This is a genomic window from Vibrio sp. YT-18, from assembly GCF_033337345.1.
In the GTDB taxonomy this organism is placed as follows: Bacteria; Pseudomonadota; Gammaproteobacteria; order Enterobacterales; family Vibrionaceae; genus Vibrio; species Vibrio alginolyticus.
Window position 1 is genome coordinate 1 of record NZ_JAWOQO010000031.1, and the last position, 18,309, is coordinate 18,309.

Consider the following 18,309-nt stretch of genomic DNA (forward strand, 5'->3'; position numbering starts at 1 on the left):
GTAATGTTTGAATTGACTGTGCTGAATCTTTCGATTCAATGGTCACTTCGTTTCATTGAAACCTAATTTGATACCGAGGTATCTAATTGGATTATCATCAACGAGTGCCCACACAGATTGATAGGTTCTTATTTTTAAAGAGCTTTTCTAACATTTTCAGCAACTTAGTTGCTCGTCGTTAGGGGTGCGTATCTTACTTCACACCGTGAGAGAGTCAAGCATTTTTTCAAATTCTTTTTTCTCTCTTCCCGACTCGCTGTGTGACTTTCGTCTCACTCCGTGTCGGTGGATGCGCAGTATAGGGGGTTGAGAAATTAGCACAAGCGTTTTTTGCAAAAAAACTTCCAACCGCACAAATAACGAGCATTCTGCATAGATACTCAACGATCTTGTCTAATATTTCGGGTTGCAGAGGATCTTTTCATGATGAAACACCTGACTTCTGCATTAAAAGATCGCCGATTTCTTTGTGATTTTGATTGCTGATCTTATCTCTCTTGGTTCTTTTTTCTCTTTCTATCTATATAAAGACGAAAAAAAGAGCAGAACGATGACGAACTGCTCTTTTGGTCTTTGCTTTTTATTTGGGGTACTTCAGGTGAAGTCTTGGAAAAGTGTTTCTTCTATATATAGAAGAAAAGATCAGAGCATCCTTGCCCTTCTCTTTACGACAGAATAGTTAGGGGTATATCTAAATGCCGTTATTGTTCGATGACGCATTGAGCTCGTAAGAGTGGAGCATGCTTGCATTCCCAATAGCGTCATCTTCGAGAGGAACTTAGTTCTTCAATACTTTTACGGTGTAGCTACCATCTTTTTGTTGGTATAGACCGTGGATGTCGGTTTCGAAACCTGGGTAATGCGCACCGATCTCACAAAGCATCTCTAGGAAGTCCAGCACAGGGCGAGACTCTTGAGTCACCATTTCACCAGGAAGTACTAGTGGCACACCTGGAGGGTAAGGAAGGATCATGTTCGCACTTACGCGACCAACCATTTCTTCCAGTTTGATTTCTTCTACGTTACCGCGAAGCTCTTCTTGCCATGCTGCGTGTGGTGTTACTTTCATTTCTGGAAGAACATCGAACGCTTTGTACATTAGCTCTGGTAGGTTGTATTTCTTAGTTAGGTCATGAATTGCTTGTGCTAGTTCTTGAACGCGCATGCCTTCATAAAAGCTTGGATCTTCGTTGTATAGCGAAGGTAGGAAGCTCTTGATGGTTAGGTTCAAGTCGTAGCCACGTTTAAATTCAGTTAGACCGCGTAGCAATTGCATTGCTTTTGATTTGTCGATACCGATTGAGAATAGGAACAACAAGTTGTATGGACCTGTTTTCTCTACCACGATGCCGCGCTCGTCTAGGAATTTAGCCACCAGCGAAGCAGGAATACCTGATTCTTCTAGTTCGCCTTCTTTATTCATCCCTGGAGTCAGTAGCGTTACTTTGATTGGGTCAAGATACATGTGGTTATCATCCATGTTCTTGAAGCCGTGCCATGTGTCGCTAGGGTCTAGTTTCCAACATTCTGTGGTATCGATGTTTTCTGGTTGCCATACATCGAAGAACCAGCTGTCGCTTTCTGCTTCTAGACGTTTGATCTCTTTACGGAAGCGGATTGCGCGATCGATAGAGTCTTGCATCAACTTCTTACCAGTGTTGCCACGCATCATTGCCGCTGCAGTTTCAGTAGAAGCAACAATGCCGTACTGAGGTGAAGTTGAAGTGTGCATCATGAAGGCTTCGTTGAAAGATTCTTTATCAAAGTCGCCTTTCACGTGAATCATTGAAGCTTGTGAGAACGCTGCCAACAGTTTGTGTGTTGATTGTGTTTCGTAGAACACTTTGCCTGGCATCGCTTCACCACTCATACCACATTTACCTTCGTAAATTGGGTTGAAGTTAGTGTAAGGCACCCAAGCACTGTCGAAGTGGATGTGTTTACAATCTAGCGACTCTTTGATGAATTGCGTGTTGTACAGCAGACCATCGTAAGTTGAGTTAGTCACTACTGCGTAAGTTGGTGCTGTTGCACCTGGTGTTTTCGCCACTTTCTCTGCAATGACATCGCGGCTGAATTCGCTTTGTGGAATACCACCAAGGATGCCGTATGCGTTACGAGTTGGGCGGAAGTAGATTGGTGTCACGTCGCTCATCATCATTAGGTGAGTCAGAGATTTGTGACAGTTACGGTCAATCAGTACTGTGCTGCCAGCAGGTGCTGAGTACATACCAACGATTTTGTTCGATGTAGACGTACCGTTAGTTACGATGTACGAGCTGTCTGCATTGAATGTGCGTGCGATGTATTCTTCTGCATCTTTATGTGGACCTGAGTGGTCTAGTAGAGAACCTAGCTCAGGCATTGAGATTGATACGTCCGCTTTGAATGTGTTTGGACCGTAAAAATCGTAGAAGATGCTACCAGCAGGGCTTTTCTGGAATGCAGTACCGCCCATGTGACCTGGAGTACAGAAGGTGTATTTACCTTCTTCTACGTATTTGAATAGCGCTTTAGTGAATGGAGGCATGATGGCATCTTTGTATGCCTCAGTCGCTTGGTTGATTTTGATAGCGATGTCGTCAGCCATACCTAAAGCGTACTCGAAGAAGCTCACGTTTAGACGTAGGTCTGTTAGTGAAATGTCTAGAGTAGACTGTTCGTTAGCAAATGCGTGAACAGGCAGTTTTTCGTTGATTTGGCTGATACGTTCACATAGCTCAAGTGAGTATTTATCCCAGTCGAACAACACACCGCAAATGCGTGGGTTCATCTCAATCATTTTGATCAAGTCTTTATCATCTACTGGGTAAACCACTTCGTAGCCCGCTTTCTCAAGAGCAGCGTGAAGTTGACGAACTGGCTCTTCTTTAAAGAACACACCCATGTGGTTCAAGATAGCGAATATATTCATTTGGACATCTCCAAGGCGAATGAGGGCGCTCTTTGCCATTTACAGGCAATGAGTAAGGTGAGCGCCGCGTGAATTTGGGTTTTATGGGCTGGCACCGTAGTGCCAGCGTTTTGGGGATTAGTTGCTTGCTTGGGCAGGCATGTCTTCAGCGTGCATTTTCACGTACTGAGCAAGACCTGCTTTTTTGCTGTAGAACATCAAGATAACTAGAGACACGATGAAGGTTGCTGTTAGCGTACCGCCCTCTGCACCAGCTAGTGCAATGAAGCAGAACAGACAAGCCACACCAGAGAACAGCATTACGAAGCCGTTGCGTGTTGTCATACCTTCGAAGCGAATCAAGTTAATGCTTGAGTAGAAGTAAGGCAGCATTGTTAGTAGAACTGCGTCAGTCGTTAGCTGGTTGAACAGGTCTGATGCGTGTGCTGTTTTAGAGCTGAAGAACATCAGTACAACCATCAGTGCAGTCATCTTGATTGACGCAAGGATTAGACCTTTCTTAGGCACACCGTTTTTGTCAGTTTCGCCGTAGATTTTAGGGAAGTTGCCATCGCTTGCTGCACGTTTACCAGCCTCGCCCACCAGCATCATCCAAGAACCTAGCGAAGTGAAACATGCTAGTGCTGTGAATGCTGATACGAATGGTGCAGTCCAGCTACCGAATAGCTCAGTGGTTGCCAATGCAAATGGCGCACCTGATGCCGCAACTTCTGACGCTGGGAACATGCCGCTGATCATTTGAGTTGATAGGATGTAAATCACACCTGCGATACCAGTACCTAACATAGTTGCTAGTGGTACAGTACGTTTAGGGTTTTCTACCATACCCGTCGATACCGCTGCTGATTCCACACCTACGAATGACCATAGACAGATAAGAACCGCTGTTACTACCGCGTGGCTGTCAGTGCCTGCTGATACGTTCCAGTTTTGGCTGTAAAGCGCAGTATCGAAGTGCGTCCAACCAAATGCAGCTGTACCAACAACTGGGATAAGGATAAGAACTAAACCAAGCGTACATAGACGGCTTACCCAGCTACCACCAAGTAGGTTGACGAAAGTGAAGATCCATACCGATGCAATCGTCGCAATACCTGCTGGAATTGGGTTATTAAGCACAGGGAAGAATACTGAAAGGTAAGAAACACCTGTAATGGCAATAGCCAGGTTACCAATCCAGTTCGCGTGGTAATAAAGAACGCCCGTTTGGAAACCAAATACCGGAGACACTTCGCCAGCATAAGCGATAGGACCACCTTCTTGTGGGTTTTTGGTTGCCAGACGAGCGTAAACGAACGCCAGACTCAGTGCACCGACCAAACAGATCAGCCAACTGAAGATGGAAACAGAGCCTACAGAGGCAAGACTAGAAGGTAATAGTGCAATACCACTACCCATCATGTTACCGGCTACGACACCCGTACAGGCAATAAGGCCGATTTTTTTCGCATTCGATGACATAACATCTCCAAATCTATTCTACTCGAGTCAACATGACTCAAACTGAATGGTTATTAGCGAGATGCTATGAGGAGGAACCTTCTCGACCTCGCTAAATTTCGAAGTGAAGACTACGCCCAAAAATCGGGAAAAAAATAAACTTGGTGTTATCAATAAAATGATTAGTTCATCAACATCAAGTTGAGATAAACATGATAAACACAAAAATATAAAACTATATTATTCATACGGTTATAAGAAAAACATCAAACCTTCTACCGATAGATAAACTCTCATCAACTCGTTGGTCATCGCGATAAAAGTTATCAACCTCTATCAACTTCCCCATCCCGAAGGGTTAATTCCCTGAAGTGTTGATTCCATAAATCTCTCCCTGATCGCGCTTTTTGACCCACATCAATATTCATCTCGCCTGCAAGAAAGCATCAAAATCATTCTCGCCACATAACTCAGCCAGACACTTCATACAATCAATAGAGATAGAGATAGAGATAGAGATAGAGATAGAGATAGAGATAGAGATAGAGATAGAGATAGAGATAGAGAAGCAAAGCGGGTATGTATTCCCGTTGCAAGCTTGCGCTGTTAGCTCCTTCGTAAGCCATTGCCCCACCGCCTCACCCTTTTCACTTTTCGACAGCGACAAAAAAGCCCCTCACCGAAATGAGGGGCTAGCATTAGACTGACGTTGAGTCCGAGAGAATTAAAGCATTCGAACGACAGAAGGGTGAACGGCGCGATACATGGCGTAATCAATCGCCTTCATGTTACTTGGGAAGACCAAGTTTTCGCACAGCAGGTACGTCTCAACCGACGTATCAATATAGAAAGCTTCACTGTAAGACTCACTGGCTAAATCCAGATCACCATCCAATTCGGCGTGCTTACCGCGAATCACATAGGAAAGCACTGAATCACGTAACCTCAATGCCTGTCCGAGATGCCGCTTGGCTAACGCCATGTCACCAATGATGGTTTCGTGCAGTGCTAAAGCTTCATAAATTCGCGGTTGAATTGGCCCCACCATCATTTTCACATTAGTCTCTAGTGCTTCACTGAGCTGCTGCATTCGCCCTTTCTTCAACTCCTGTGAGAAATCAAGTGCCTTTTGTACATGGTAAGCAATCAACAACTCAGCTTGAACGTAAGCATTATCCGGCTCGATTTCTAAAATGTTTTCCATCAAGTCGATACCTTGGCGGAATTGTTTAGTATCAGAGACATTAAGGTAATGGTTAGCCTGAACAAACAACTCCAACGCGTCGGGATTCATTGGCATTCCCGCCACCAGCATCGTAGATTTCAATTTGGCATCCGACACTTTCAGCACTTGCATCAAATCCAACGACGCTTGTTGAAGCACTGTCTTTAAATGACTACTGGTTAACGCGTATTGACGACTAAACAACACTTTCTCAGATGAGTTATTGCGATATTCCACCTCTAAAAAGCTGCCACCGTCATTCTCACGAACTCTCACCACAACCGATTTACCAGGCACAATGCCAGAAGTAAACGACGCCTTCTTTAGCATGACTCGGTAATCACTGACTTGAGCAATGTCGGACATCAACTTTTGGGCGAATCCGTCTGCCAAATCGTAGCTTAATCCTTCATTCGTAAAATTATCTTGAAACTTGAACTCAATCAGATGGGTATCGATGGCTTGGGTAATACGCACTTCCGATTGCTTGTAGGTAAACACGCCCATCACTACGACCAACATACTGATCCAGATGAAGTTCATAATTCCCAATCGCCAAGGACTGATTTTGTTTTTGCTCTGAGGGGCTTTTTTCTCTTTTGACATCTCGCAGACCGCGCGAGTTAGAGGACCTGCTGGAAAGGTAACAGCTGGTGCTATAGGTAGACAATCCTCTTCCGATTCTTCAACCGAAGGTGGGATCTCTTCATTTTGCCGATTTGTGACAAACTCTTCATGCGTCATAGTAACCACGTTCGCTACCAGCTTATAGCCACGCTTGGGCACCGTGATAACGTAGTTGGTATTTTCCTCTCGACCGTCACGCAGTAGCTTACGCAACTCAAAGATGGATTGAGTCACCACTTGATCGGTCACAATCGCTCCAGCCCAAACGTACTGAATCAATTCCTCGCGGTTGAACACCTCATTCGCATGCTCCGCTAAGAAGTGCAAAAGATTAATTAAGCGTGGCTCAACAGTAACTTCCCTATCTTGTCGATACAGCTTATTTTCATCAACGCTCAAAACCCAGTCATTGATTTGAAAATAGACTCCAACCATGTATGAAAACTCTCGTATCTACAGACAGCGTTACGCTAGGAATCAGACAATGGTCGATTCCTACAAGTAACTAAAGGCAAGATTATAGGTGGGAAAGCAGCATGTACCTAGAAAAGCAAGTCGCCAAAAATGCAAACTTAAGTTAAGTGATGCAAGAATGAGACTACTCAAGTGCGGCAAGGATAGAGCAATGTGTGGCGTCATCGTCTGTATGACCACAACAAGCATCATTAATCTTCTTTAACGCTCGGCGAATTTTCGTCAGCTCGTTAATTTTCCCATCAATCAGCTCTAACTTGGCAGAAGTAATGGCTTTTACCTCTGCACAGCTGTGTTCTGTCGCTTCTAACTTAATTTCTAACAGGTCTTTAATTTCATCCAGACTCAAGCCAAGATCTTTACCTTTGAGGATAAAGTGCACCTGCTTTTGATTCTCTTCATCATACAAGCGATAGCCTGACTCACTTCGTCCTGCGGGTTTTATTAGCGCGTTTTTCTCGTAGAAACGCAATGTATCGGCAGTCACACCACAACGTTTTGCCAGTTCACCTATCTGAAACATAACTTTCCCTATTAACTATCTCGTTACTTTTAAAGCTAAAGAACGACTTTTTTGCAATTATTTTTGAGATGCCAAACGATTGCGCGAGCTTTTTTGTAATAAATTGGTTAGAATACGCGCCATCAAATGTGGAGACTATTTTCTAACCAGAAAACACCCTGCAAAGGTCTTTACCAAAACTGGCCAATATTTTACCCCAAGAGGTAAAAACAAGTTCATTTTTGGCAAACATCTTTAACTCCGTGAATTTGAGGAAAATGGAAGCATGAATAACGCTCGTCCTATTCGCCGTGCGCTTATCAGCGTATCAGACAAAACAGGTATTGTTGAGTTTGCGCAAGCTCTTGCTGAGCGCGGTGTCGATATCCTATCTACTGGTGGTACAGCTCGCCTACTTGCCGAACAAGGCATCGCCGTAACCGAAGTCTCTGACTACACTGGTTTCCCAGAAATGATGGACGGCCGCGTTAAAACGCTTCACCCAAAAGTTCACGGTGGTGTGCTTGGTCGTCGTGGCCAAGATGATGACGTGATGGAAAAGCACGGCATCAACCCTATCGATATGGTTGTCGTAAACCTATACCCATTCGCAGAAACCGTTGCCAAAGAAGGCTGTACACTAGCCGACGCTGTTGAAAACATCGATATCGGCGGCCCAACAATGGTTCGTTCTGCAGCGAAAAACCACAAAGACGTGACTATCGTTGTTAATGCAGGTGATTACGGCCGCGTAATTACAGAGATGGACGCAAACGACAAATCTCTCACTCTCGAAACTCGTTTCGACCTAGCTATCGCAGCATTCGAGCACACAGCATCTTACGACGGCATGATCGCAAACTACTTCGGCACTATGGTTCCATCTTACGGTGAGAACAAAGACGGTGATGAAGAGAGCAAATTCCCTCGTACGTTCAACCAACAGTTCGAGAAGAAGCAAGACATGCGCTACGGTGAGAACAGCCACCAAGCAGCCGCATTCTACGTTGAAGCAAACCCACAAGAAGCATCCGTTTCTACTGCTCGCCAAATCCAAGGTAAAGCCCTTTCTTACAACAACATCGCAGACACGGACGCAGCGCTTGAATGTGTGAAAGAGTTCAACGAGCCAGCATGTGTAATCGTAAAACACGCAAACCCATGCGGTGTTGCTCTAGGTAAAGACATCCTAGAAGCGTACAACCGTGCTTACCAAACTGACCCAACATCTGCATTCGGCGGCATCATTGCATTCAACCAAGAACTGGATGCTGAAACAGCAACCGCTATTGTTGAGCGTCAATTCGTTGAAGTGATCATCGCACCTTCTGTTTCTGCTGAAGCGATTGAAGTGGTTGCCGCGAAGAAGAACGTACGTCTACTTGAGTGTGGCGAATGGACAACGAAGACAACTGGCTTTGACGTGAAACGCGTGAATGGCGGTCTACTGGTTCAAGACCGCGACCAAGGCATGGTAAGCCTAGACGACCTAAAAGTGGTTTCTAAGCGCCAGCCAACAGAAGAAGAGCTAAAAGATGCACTGTTCTGCTGGAAAGTAGCGAAATACGTGAAATCTAACGCGATCGTTTACTCGAAAAGCGACATGACTATCGGTGTAGGTGCTGGCCAAATGAGCCGCGTTTACTCTGCGAAAATCGCAGGCATCAAAGCTGCAGACGAAGGTCTACAGGTTGAAGGTTGTGTAATGGCATCAGATGCATTCTTCCCATTCCGTGACGGCATCGACGCGGCTGCAGAAGCGGGCATCAAGTGTGTTATCCAACCAGGTGGTTCTATGCGTGATGACGAAGTTATTGCAGCAGCAGACGAACACGGCATGGCGATGATCTTTACCGGTATGCGTCACTTCCGCCACTAATTTAAAACACAGAATACAGAGCGGGCGCTACGCGCCCCTCGAGAATACAGAATGGATGATAGCTCTTCTGTATTCTGTTAACGAAACGTTCTGTATTCTTATCACCACCGTGATAAAAAGGATTAAAAATGAATGTATTAATTATCGGTTCAGGTGGTCGTGAACATGCGCTAGGCTGGAAAGCGGCACAAAACCCAAATGTTGAGACTATCTTCGTTGCACCAGGCAACGCTGGTACGGCTCTAGAACCAAAACTAGAAAACGTAAACATCGATGTAGAAGACATCGCTGGCCTTGTTGCTTTCGCCAAAGAGAAGGCGATTGAACTGACTATCGTTGGCCCAGAAGCACCATTGGTTATTGGTGTGGTTGATGCTTTCCGCGAAGCAGGTTTGCCAATCTTCGGCCCGACCCAAGCAGCAGCACAGCTTGAAGGCTCTAAAGCATTTACTAAAGACTTCCTTGCTCGTCACCAAATCCCAACGGGTGCTTACGCGAACTTTACTGAAATCGAACCAGCACTTGCTTACGTACGTGAACAAGGTGCACCGATTGTGGTGAAAGCAGATGGCCTTGCTGCTGGTAAAGGTGTGATTGTGGCAATGACGCTAGAAGAAGCAGAAGATGCAATCAAAGACATGCTCGCAGGTAACGCTTTTGGTGACGCTGGCAGCCGTGTAGTGATTGAAGAATTCCTGGACGGTGAAGAAGCAAGCTTCATCGTGATGGTTGATGGTGAGAACGTTCTGCCAATGGCCACCAGCCAAGATCACAAGCGCGTAGGCGACAAAGATACAGGCCCTAACACGGGTGGCATGGGGGCATACTCGCCTGCTCCAGTCGTGACACAGGAAATCCACAACCGCATCATGGAAGAAGTGATTTACCCAACCGTACGCGGCATGGCTTCTGAAGGTCATCCTTACACAGGTTTCCTATACGCAGGCCTAATGATCGACAAAGACGGTACACCTAAAGTGATTGAGTATAACTGTCGTTTTGGTGATCCAGAAACGCAACCGATCATGATGCGTATGCAATCCGATCTCGTTGATCTATGTTTAACTGCGATTGACCAAAAACTGGATCAAGTGGAATCAAAATGGGATCCACGAGCATCGATTGGTATCGTGCTAGCAGCCGGTGGTTATCCAGCAGCGTACAACAAAGGCGACGTTATTTCGGGTCTGCCACAAGTTGAAATTGAAGGCGAAAAAGTCTTCCATGCTGGTACAGATAACAAAGATGGCGACATCGTGACAAACGGTGGTCGTGTTCTTTGTGCAACCGCACTTGGCAACAGTGTATCAGAAGCGCAGCAGCGTGCTTACGAGCTTGCAAAACAGATCAGTTGGGATGGCATGTTCCATCGCAACGACATCGGCTACCGTGCAATTGCACGTGAGCAAGAAAAATAAAAACAACATAAGTTGGCTAAAAAACAAAAGGCGCACTCAGCGCCTTTTTTTATTGTTCTTGTTCGACAGAATTCGAAGCAATGTTTATTCAGAGATCAACTTTGGCCGAGAAACACAATCAAAGTCATCGTCATTGAGCATCAACAGTTCATCGACCATTGCTTTGTTTCGTGACTGCTTGCCGACAAAAGCCACATAACTGTCTACCGATGAGAGACGCTCGATAATAAATTTTGGCAGCGTCTGATTAAACTCGAGTGTCGAGAACACCTTACCTTTGCAGGTTTCAAACGATTGACCATTCCAATAACCTTGAATAAGGCTCTGATTGTTACGAGACTGCGCCTTAACCGATGCCACTACGTCATTCGCTTCTGCTTTGTAGCGCTCTAATTGGTCATGCTGGAGTGGTAAGACTTTACGGTTAACACGATATTGTTGGTAAACCGCTTCGCCATCTTTATTGAAACGGATGTGGATTTGAAAAGGCACCAACTCTTGTTTGGTATCAACTTGCTCGCCTTTTCGAATCAACTCTCGCAACTCACCTTCGTCCCAGCGATAATCACTCTGGAACCAACCATTGTCCCCCATAGTCACATAATCAGCCGCCGTACTCACACGAGTGAGTTTCTCTGTCATCCAGTACAAGCTGCTAGCATCTCCCGCAACTTTACCACCAGAAAAATGCGTGAATTGTTCTAAATTAGGAGTTTCAACCGATGAACAGCCAAAAAGGGTAAGGCTAGATAGGAGAAGTGAAGTGAGTAGATGTTTTTTCATGAAATTGCACCGAGGCAGGATACCTCGGTGCATTCTAACTTAGTTTACTGATTCTTTCAGCGCTTTACCTGCTACGAATGCTGGTACGTTAGCTGCTGCGATTTGAATCTCGTCACCAGTCTTAGGGTTACGACCAGTACGTGCAGCGCGGTGGTTTACTTTGAATGTACCAAAACCAATTAGTTGAACTTGGTCACCCTCTTTAAGTGCGCCAGTTACACCATCAAGAGTCGCTTCAAGAGCAGCTTTTGCTTGTGCTTTTGATAGGTCTGCTTTCTCTGCGATAAAGTCGATTAATTGGGTCTTGTTCATTAGGTTTCCCTTCTCATAGGTTATCGAATTCGTCTCACTCTAAAACATAAATGCCCCATCTGGCAAAGGTTTGTAAGCGATCTTTCGATTTTCTGACGTACTTTTAGCCATAATATGAGTAATAACTCACAATTTGTTACCACATACCCCCTGAAAACCCTTGCTTTCCAAGGTATTTGGACCAATTTATAAGTCACTTTTGCGGTTATAATAGCTGCAAATAACCACTATCAAACTACATTCAAGGGCAACTATGCTGCTGTTATCCATTTATATCTCTATTGCAATCGGCATTTCGTTTATCTGTTCGGTGCTGGAGGCGGTACTGCTGAGTATCAGTCCGAGCTACATTGCGCAGCTCAATCAACAGGGGCATCCCGCAGCTGGGCAATTGGCTAAGCTGAAATCAGATATCGACCGACCACTGGCATCTATTCTGACTTTAAACACCATCGCTCACACTATCGGCGCGGCCACTGCTGGTGCACAAGCTGCGGTTGTATTTGGTAGCGAAGCATTAGGTATCTTTTCGGCAGTGCTGACATTGGCGATCTTAGTGCTTTCAGAAATCGTACCGAAGACGATTGGCGCGACCTACTGGCGTCAGTTGGCACCCACTGCCGCGGTCGCATTGCGTTGGATGGTATGGGCGCTTACACCCTTTGTTTGGTTCTCAGAGCAAATCACCAAGCGTCTTGCTCGTAACCACGAAGCTCCAAAGATGCGTGATGAGCTGTCTGCAATGGCGATTCTGGCACGTGAAAGCGGTGAGTTTGCCGAGGGTGAATCAAAAATCTTAAGCAACCTGCTTGGCATCCAAGATGTACCCGTAACGCAGGTTATGACGCCACGACCAGTAGTATTCCGTGTCGATGCCACAATGACCATCAATGAGTTCCTAGAAAAACACAAAGATACGCCTTTCTCACGCCCATTGGTTTACAGCGAGCAGAAAGATAACATCATTGGTTTTGTGCATCGCCTTGAGTTGTTCAAACTACAACAATCAGGTAGTGGGCAGAAACAGTTGGGAGCAATCATGCGCCCAATTCAAGTGGTGCTAAACAATACCACTTTACCTAAAGTATTCGACCAGATGATGACTCATCGCTTACAGCTGGCACTTGTTGTTGATGAATACGGTACCGTGCTAGGTTTGGTAACGTTGGAAGATATTTTTGAACACCTCGTAGGCGAGGAGATCATCGACGAAGCAGATAAAAGCACTGACATGCAGGAGCTGGCTTACCAACGCTGGGAAAGCTGGAAAGAAATGCACGGCGTAATCGAAAGCCGCGATGACGATGAAGAAGATAACGAGCTGGAGAAGCAGGATAAAGAGCCAGAAGCTCAAGAGCCACCGAAACCCGACTCGAAAGAATCGTAATCAGCATTAGGTATAACAGCTTAAACGCACAAACAAAAAAGGCATCCAGTTAGGATGCCTTTTTCTATTTATTCAACAATTAAAGTGCAATACCGATGTTGCTCACACCTTCTTCACGTAGCTCTTCACGCAAATCTTTAATCAAGCTGATGTCACGTTCTACCGCTTCACGCAGCGGACGGAAGATAGCCCACTGGACGTCCCACTCTTCACATACGGCTTCGTTTTCTTTCTGGTTGTCGTTAGTGATTGGCTCTGCGCCTTGTGCTTGCTCTAGATCAGCAACGGTTTGTACCGACTGTTGACTCACTTTAAGCATTGAATCGAAAAGGTAATCGCGGTCCAATAGACCATGCAGTAACGTAGACAAACCCTGACACGCGTCCATCGCTGGGTAAACGCCGTAAAAATCGAACTCATCCGCACTTGGGAACAACTCTTCTAACTTCTCCAATTGACGTTCGAAGTTAATTTTCGCGTTCTTAACTGTCAAAATTTCCCATACACTATCAAGAATCGCTCGGTAAGCACGCGGGTCAGCAAATTCTGTATTCTCACAAAACATCGCATAGTTTGGATACATGCGTTCACACAGACACGCCATAAAGGTAATTTGTTGCCAAGGTTCTAGTTTTTCTAAACGAACCTGAAGAGGATTCTTAAGCATAGTCACTCAATCATTGAAGAAAAAAACAGCGAAAGTGTACTTGATTCATCACAGGGAAAAAAGTTAATGCCGCATTCAAATCAGATTTTCCTGCTCTCAGAGCATCGCGACACCTACAAAACGTTACTGGCAGAGAAAAATCTGCCCGATCTTTGCCTCACCGACCAACCAGAAGCTGCTCAGATCGTACTAGCGGATCCACCCTTACTATCACAAAGCTTAGACGAATTTTCACAGCTTGAATGGGTGCAATCCACGTTTGCTGGTGTCAACGCCTTAACATCCCCTAGCTTTCGTCAGGACTATACTCTAACTAACGTTCGAGGCATCTTTGGTCCACTGATTGCTGAATATGTTTTGGGTTACAGTATTGCCCATTATCGCCACTTTGCCCGATACCACCAGCAACAACAAAACAAACAATGGCAGCCTCACCTATACACGTCATTACAAAGTAAAACCATGGTAATTCTTGGTACCGGTAGCATTGGGGGCTATCTGGGCAACGCCGCTAAAGCAATGGGGATAAAAACTATCGGTATTAACCGCACAGGTATCCCGACTTCAGGCGGCGAGTTTCATCAGACCTTTCATATCAATGAACTAAGTAAGGCATTTGAGCAAGCCGACATCGTTGTGAATACTCTACCAAGTACACCTGAGACGCGACAGTTACTTAATCGTCAAACGCTCAGCCAACTAAATCAGGCGTTATTATTTAACGTAGGTCGTGGCGACGTACTGGATGAGACAGGGTTGCTCTTCGCTCTGAAAAACCGTTGGGTAGAACACGCCTTCTTAGATGTGTTTGAGCAAGAACCGTTATCGGTAGAGCATCCGTTTTGGAAACTACCGCAAGTCACCATCACTCCACACATTGCTGCGCTGAGTTTTCCCGAGCAAGTCATCGAGATTTTTGCTGACAACTATCTACGCTGGCGCGATGGGTTTTCATTAAATTATCAAGTGGATTTCGAAAAGGGTTACTGAGAATGTCGTTAGACGAGCTATTGCAACAAGTGAGGGCCTGCCAGATATGCGCGGATAATTTACCTTTGGGCGCAAACCCTGTCGTACAAGCCGCAAAAGGGGCACGCATCCTAATCATCGGTCAGGCCCCTGGCACACGTGTACACAAAACCTCGATACCTTGGAATGACCCAAGTGGTGATCGATTACGCCAATGGCTCGATATCGACAAAGACGTTTTCTACGACCCAAATAAAATTGCCATTGTCCCAATGGGATTCTGTTATCCAGGCAAAGGGAACTCTGGTGATTTACCGCCTCGTAAAGAATGTGCGCCCACTTGGCATAAAAAGATTCTTGAGCAGCTGCCCAATATAGAGCTCACTCTACTAATTGGTCAGTACTCGCAGCAGTACTATCTCACCAACAAACCAAAGACGCTCACGCAAACCGTTCAGCAATGGCAAGATTGGGAACCGGACTTTATCCCGCTCCCTCACCCATCTCCACGCAATACATTGTGGTTAAAGAAGAATCCTTGGTTTGAATCTGACGTCGTGCCATACCTTAAAAAACGCATTCACTCGATGCTTTAGGTTACCTATGATCTAATTGCTTGCTTATCTGTACAAGAAAATTAGAACATAAAACCCGAAATCATAAGTATTTGTTTATATTAAACTTTAACATCTAGTGTACAGCTAGAGTAGTAATTAGATCATAGTAGGCCAAATACTACTAGAGCTGTACAGCCTTGAGTCTCAGATAGAAAAACTGAATTTTAGGCAAAAAAATACCGGCACTGAATGCCGGCATTTGATTTCAAAAAAATCTAACTTACTTGTGGTATGGCTTAGATAACTCGTGTACCGCATCCACAAATACGCCCGCGTTTTCTGGCGGTACATCCAAGTGGATACCGTGACCTAGGTTGAACACATGACCAGTCCCCGTATCACCAAATCCTTCTAGGATATCCGCTACTTCTTCGCGGATGCGCTCTGGTGAAGCGTAAAGCATTGATGGGTCCATATTACCTTGCAGCGCCACTTTATCACCGATACGTGCTTTCGCGTCAGCAATGTTGATTGTCCAGTCTAGACCAACCGCATCACAGCCCGTAGCTGCGATTTGCTCAAGCCACATGCCGCCATTCTTAGTAAACAGTGTGACTGGCACGCGACGACCGTCGTTTTCACGAATCAGACCATCTACAATCTTGTGCATGTATTGCAGTGAGAACAGATTGTAATCACGAGGCGTTAGTACGCCACCCCATGTGTCAAATACCATTACCGATTGCGCACCCGCTTTAATTTGCGCGTTTAAGTACTCGATAACGCTGTCTGCCAGCTTATCTAGAAGTAGGTGCAGAGTTTGTGGTTCCGCGTACATCATCTTCTTGATCTTGGTAAACGCTTTAGAGCTACCACCTTCGATCATATACGTCGCAAGAGTCCAAGGACTACCAGAAAAACCAATCAGCGGCACTTCACCCTTCAGGTCTTTACGGATCTGGCGTACTGCGTTCATTACGTATTGCAGTTCACCTTCAGGATCTGGCAAACCAATTTTTTCCACGTCGGCTTTGCATGTAATTGGGTTATCAAAAACAGGTCCTTCACCCGCAGCAAAACGTAAACCAAGCCCCATTGCATCTGGAATCGTTAAGATGTCCGAGAATAAGATCGCGGCATCAAGAGGAAAACGGCGTAATGGTTGAAGTGTCACTTCGGATGCTAATTCTGCATTTCGACACAAAGACATGAAATCACCCGCTTCTGCACGAGTCGCTTTGTATTCTGGTAGGTAACGACCTGCCTGGCGCATCATCCATACTGGCGTGTAATCTACCGGCTCTTTTAAAAGCGCACGCAGATAACGATCATTTTTTAATTCAGTCATTCCGTAATTCCAACTGTTAGGCTTTCTGTGAAAGGGGTATTCTATCACTGATTTAAGTCCAATAGCTGTGTGCTTTGCAACCTGGATCAAGTTATTAACTTTTAAATCAATGCTTAATTTGCACCCAATCGGTATCAGTGTTAAAAATTTGTTCGCTAGCGAAAACTACAATTATAAACTGAGTACTTAGTACTCAGCATCTCATAACGACATCTTACTTACCCCCTCCCTCTCGGAGGGTTTTTTTTATCTATTTATCAGATAATTAGTGTCTATATCTTTCAGCGTCTGCTCGATAAGTGCTCTTGCAATCGTTCCTTTAGGCGCAACAGGCGGCATCTCGTCGATACCAAACCATTGTGCATCAGACAGCTCAGTGTAGTCTGGACTTAACTCTCCCGATTCATAGTCAGCTAAAAACCCCATCATCATACTGGATGGGAAAGCCCAAGGCTGGCTGCCAAAGTAACGAATATTTTTAACGAGAATTCCCGTTTCTTCATGAATTTCTCGAGCCACGCACTCTTCTAAGGTCTCACCGACTTCAAGAAAACCCGCAATAACCGTATACATACCATTTCGATGCCTTGGATGTTGGGCTAATAAGATCTGATTTTCTTTACGTACAGCAACGATAATACACGGAAATATTCTAGGATAATGAAGGGTGCGACATTCACCACACTGCATGGCTAACTGGTTATTATTAAGAAAGTTCCTTCCTCCGCACTGTGGACAAAAGCGCAAACTTTGCGTCATGTGCCCATATTGTACAGCTTTACTTAACAACATAAATAATGGCTCAGGAAAATGCAGGCAGTCACGCAGGGATACTAAGGGTAGATCATGCTCTAAATCGGCCAAGTTAAGCCACAAGACGGGCGAACCAGAATACTCACCAATGGGTCTTGCACTCGTTACTGGCAGTGATAACTGCTCTGCAGACCCGAAAGGCACAGCACCATCCACCAGCCAAATTTCACTTCCTGCAACAACACACCAGTATGCATTTATCGCGCGGTTAACATCACCTTTTCTTAACATTACACCATCCCTTTGCTTGAAGTTCGTTCATTTTACTGGCAATCTAATTTCATACTAGAGTTTATCGTTAAGTAAATGTGCACTCTAAATTCTAGTAAGGACAAGAGTTTGTAATAACTTTACTAACTTTGCTTTGCAAAGGATACGTTCGCCGATGGGCGATCAGATCATGAGGGCATGGTCATGCTAAGAAAATTCAAACAAACACAAGACCAGTGGGGTGGCTCAAGTGATGTCATTGATCACTGGTTAGAGACACGACAATCCCTGATTGTTGAATATTGTAAGCTTGCAGCGCTGCAACCTTGTTCTAAAACCAATGTTATTGAACTCCCATCTCCTTCCGAACTGCAGGATTTCTGTCAGCACCTCGTTGATTACATCTCCGAAGGCCACTTTAAAATTTATGACATGGTTATGGACCGTTGGAAAGCAACCGGCTTTGTCGTGACTAATGAGATCAATCAAACCTATGGTCAAATTGTTCTAACGACTGAACCATTATTGAACTTTAACGATAAGTACTCAGAAGTGACTGAAGATGATGAATTAAATGATTTCGATTCTGATATGTGTCTCATTGGGGAAATTCTTGAGACTCGCTTTGAAGTCGAGGACTATCTGATACAGCAAATCGCAGAAAGCCTGTCTATGCCACCTGGAGCTTAGTATTTGCAAACATTCAGAAATAGAGTGAGAGAAAAGACTGACGATCATCGTCGGTCTTTTTTGTTTCTAGCTTTATCGAAAATCCCACCGGAAG

At 45.0% G+C, this 18,309-nt stretch carries 16 protein-coding genes; 6 read left to right on the forward strand and 10 right to left on the reverse strand.

What is annotated here, in order from left to right:
- Positions 1 to 778: 778 nt before the first annotated feature.
- The 5 genes from R7M72_RS23255 to zntR all read right to left on the reverse strand — a co-directional run bounded on the left by R7M72_RS23255 (position 779) and on the right by zntR (position 7,203).
- Positions 779 to 2,914, reverse strand: a complete 2,136-nt coding sequence (locus R7M72_RS23255) for a lysine decarboxylase CadA (protein ID WP_005451159.1) — start codon at positions 2,912 to 2,914, stop codon at positions 779 to 781.
- Between the two features lie 117 nt (positions 2,915 to 3,031).
- Positions 3,032 to 4,375 carry a cadaverine/lysine antiporter gene (gene cadB / locus R7M72_RS23260; RefSeq protein WP_017635552.1) on the reverse strand — a complete coding sequence of 448 codons (1,344 nt, stop codon included), beginning with the start codon at positions 4,373 to 4,375 and terminating at the stop codon, positions 3,032 to 3,034.
- A 403-nt stretch (positions 4,376 to 4,778) separates the two neighbouring features.
- On the reverse strand, positions 4,779 to 5,021 hold the full coding sequence (locus R7M72_RS23265) for a hypothetical protein (protein WP_318056340.1): 243 nt from the start codon (positions 5,019 to 5,021) through the stop codon (positions 4,779 to 4,781).
- 57 nt (positions 5,022 to 5,078) lie between these two features.
- Entirely contained in the window at positions 5,079 to 6,641 is a 1,563-nt protein-coding gene (gene cadC, locus R7M72_RS23270) for a lysine decarboxylation/transport transcriptional activator CadC (protein WP_086047087.1), read from the reverse strand.
- 163 nt (positions 6,642 to 6,804) lie between these two features.
- Positions 6,805 to 7,203: a Zn(2+)-responsive transcriptional regulator gene (gene zntR, locus R7M72_RS23275; RefSeq protein WP_005382529.1), complete on the reverse strand. Its 399-nt coding sequence runs from the start codon at positions 7,201 to 7,203 to the stop codon at positions 6,805 to 6,807.
- 265 nt (positions 7,204 to 7,468) lie between these two features.
- Between zntR and purH the strand changes: the two genes are divergently transcribed.
- Together purH and purD are read left to right on the forward strand one after the other, a co-directional pair.
- Positions 7,469 to 9,061 (forward strand): bifunctional phosphoribosylaminoimidazolecarboxamide formyltransferase/IMP cyclohydrolase, encoded by a 1,593-nt coding sequence (gene purH / locus R7M72_RS23280; RefSeq protein WP_053303479.1) that lies wholly within the window; start codon positions 7,469 to 7,471, stop codon positions 9,059 to 9,061.
- Between the two features lie 128 nt (positions 9,062 to 9,189).
- A complete protein-coding gene (purD, locus tag R7M72_RS23285) occupies positions 9,190 to 10,479 on the forward strand; it encodes a phosphoribosylamine--glycine ligase (RefSeq protein ID WP_053303481.1) in 1,290 nt (429 codons plus the stop codon).
- 84 nt (positions 10,480 to 10,563) lie between these two features.
- Here purD and R7M72_RS23290 read toward each other — a convergent pair whose 3' ends face one another.
- Together R7M72_RS23290 and hupA are read right to left on the reverse strand one after the other, a co-directional pair.
- On the reverse strand, positions 10,564 to 11,262 hold the full coding sequence (locus tag R7M72_RS23290; RefSeq protein WP_053303483.1) for a DUF1481 domain-containing protein: 699 nt from the start codon (positions 11,260 to 11,262) through the stop codon (positions 10,564 to 10,566).
- A gap of 39 nt (positions 11,263 to 11,301) precedes the next feature.
- Complete coding sequence (hupA, locus tag R7M72_RS23295; RefSeq protein WP_005382524.1) at positions 11,302 to 11,574, reverse strand: nucleoid-associated protein HU-alpha; 273 nt, start codon at positions 11,572 to 11,574, stop codon at positions 11,302 to 11,304.
- A 253-nt stretch (positions 11,575 to 11,827) separates the two neighbouring features.
- Here hupA and R7M72_RS23300 point away from each other — a divergent pair, with 253 nt between their 5' ends.
- The gene (locus R7M72_RS23300; RefSeq protein WP_033907150.1) at positions 11,828 to 12,961 is read left to right on the forward strand and encodes a hemolysin family protein; all 1,134 of its coding nucleotides are present in this window, start codon (positions 11,828 to 11,830) and stop codon (positions 12,959 to 12,961) included.
- A gap of 79 nt (positions 12,962 to 13,040) precedes the next feature.
- Here R7M72_RS23300 and R7M72_RS23305 read toward each other — a convergent pair whose 3' ends face one another.
- Complete coding sequence (locus R7M72_RS23305) at positions 13,041 to 13,628, reverse strand: YjaG family protein (RefSeq protein WP_005382520.1); 588 nt, start codon at positions 13,626 to 13,628, stop codon at positions 13,041 to 13,043.
- 66 nt (positions 13,629 to 13,694) lie between these two features.
- Here R7M72_RS23305 and R7M72_RS23310 point away from each other — a divergent pair, with 66 nt between their 5' ends.
- On the forward strand, positions 13,695 to 14,618 hold the full coding sequence (locus R7M72_RS23310) for a D-2-hydroxyacid dehydrogenase (RefSeq protein ID WP_017633935.1): 924 nt from the start codon (positions 13,695 to 13,697) through the stop codon (positions 14,616 to 14,618).
- Between the two features lie 2 nt (positions 14,619 to 14,620).
- On the forward strand, positions 14,621 to 15,193 hold the full coding sequence (locus R7M72_RS23315; RefSeq protein WP_017633934.1) for a uracil-DNA glycosylase family protein: 573 nt from the start codon (positions 14,621 to 14,623) through the stop codon (positions 15,191 to 15,193).
- A gap of 241 nt (positions 15,194 to 15,434) precedes the next feature.
- Here the strand turns inward: R7M72_RS23315 and hemE are convergent, their stop codons facing one another.
- Both hemE and nudC read right to left on the reverse strand, forming a co-directional pair.
- Positions 15,435 to 16,502 carry a uroporphyrinogen decarboxylase gene (gene hemE / locus R7M72_RS23320; protein WP_005397282.1) on the reverse strand — a complete coding sequence of 356 codons (1,068 nt, stop codon included), beginning with the start codon at positions 16,500 to 16,502 and terminating at the stop codon, positions 15,435 to 15,437.
- A 246-nt stretch (positions 16,503 to 16,748) separates the two neighbouring features.
- Positions 16,749 to 17,546, reverse strand: coding sequence for an NAD(+) diphosphatase (nudC, locus tag R7M72_RS23325; RefSeq protein WP_053350803.1), 798 nt, complete (start codon positions 17,544 to 17,546; stop codon positions 16,749 to 16,751).
- A gap of 177 nt (positions 17,547 to 17,723) precedes the next feature.
- Between nudC and R7M72_RS23330 the strand changes: the two genes are divergently transcribed.
- Entirely contained in the window at positions 17,724 to 18,215 is a 492-nt protein-coding gene (locus R7M72_RS23330; RefSeq protein WP_005382515.1) for an Rsd/AlgQ family anti-sigma factor, read from the forward strand.
- The last annotated feature ends 94 nt before the right edge of the window (positions 18,216 to 18,309 follow it).